We start from the raw sequence: 1,082 nt of genomic DNA on the forward strand, positions 1-1,082 counted from the left end.
TCTTCATATACTCTATTAAAATCCAACAATTTTGTCCACATTTTTAGCAAAGCTGTTTATTTTTTTCTCTAGGGTCAAGACATATATATGTCTCCGACCAAGGTATTTTATTTTTTAAGACACTATAGACAGTGCGAAGCATCTTATTAGAAACATTGTTCATAATCAGATAATGGGCTTTGCCCTCGAGTTTCTTTTTCTGGTAATACAACCGGTATTCTTTGTTATACTTTACGGCCGCTTTGGCTCCCATATATAGCAGGGTTTTGAGTTTTTTATCGGCAAAAGGGCTTGTTTTGGATTTACCCACCATCTTTCCCGAAGAATTTGGGAAGGGACAGACTCCGGCGTATGAAGCTGCCTTACGGGCAGAATCAATAACTTCAAAATTACCGGTCTTTATCAGTAAATCCGTAGCTATTACCGGTCCTATGCCTTTTATGCTTGTGATGAGTTGATAGTTATCCCGCATGCAGGGATCAGCCTGTATGAGCTTGTCTATCTCGGCATCGACTTCCGAAATCTCCTTGTTCAAACCCTCTATTACAGATTGTACATGGTTGTGTACGCTAATACTTTGCATAGGCTGGTACCCACACCCTTTGCGGCTGGTTAATAAAGCTTTCCGTGCTTTTACCAACTCCTGCCTGAGTGTATGGAGCCATTGGATTTCCTTGATTGTCTCAGGCCCATAGTTTGCCGCTTTCAGCTTGTCGTTAAAGCGTTCGCCATACTCCCTGAGCCTGAGGGCATCAACCTTGTCGCTCTTCCCTTTAGCAAGCCCCAGGCTATGCCTAACCGTATAGCCCGGTACAAGGCAAATAGTAATGCCTGCCTGATTGCACAAGTATAGGAGCATATCCCCGTATACTCCCGTATGTTCCGCGCACAGGACACTCCCGGAAGGGATCCCTTCTAAAAACTTGGATATGCCCGCAAGATTATTTTTTATGATCCTGCTTGTTGCTTTTCCACTCCCGTCAAAAAAATTCACATCAAATTTTTCCATTGATAAATCTATTCCGTATACTTGCATAATATATTATTTATTATGCTCCGCACCAAAGTGGCTAAAATCGTGA

1 protein-coding gene is annotated in these 1,082 nt (G+C 42.2%); it reads right to left on the minus strand.

The window, feature by feature from the left end; genetic code table 11:
- Positions 1-43: 43 nt before the first annotated feature.
- Positions 44-1,036: an IS110 family RNA-guided transposase gene (locus tag ACYPZI_RS16005; RefSeq protein WP_459603379.1), complete on the minus strand. Its 993-nt coding sequence runs from the start codon at positions 1,034-1,036 to the stop codon at positions 44-46.
- Between the last annotated feature and the right edge of the window lie 46 nt (positions 1,037-1,082).

The sequence above is a fragment of the Dysgonomonas reticulitermitis genome, assembly GCF_054601275.1.

Coding starts and splice junctions, on each gene's coding strand:
- ACYPZI_RS16005 (WP_459603379.1), bottom strand. CDS start 1,036: ATGCAAGTATACGGAATAGATTTATCAATGGAAAAATTTGATGTGAAT.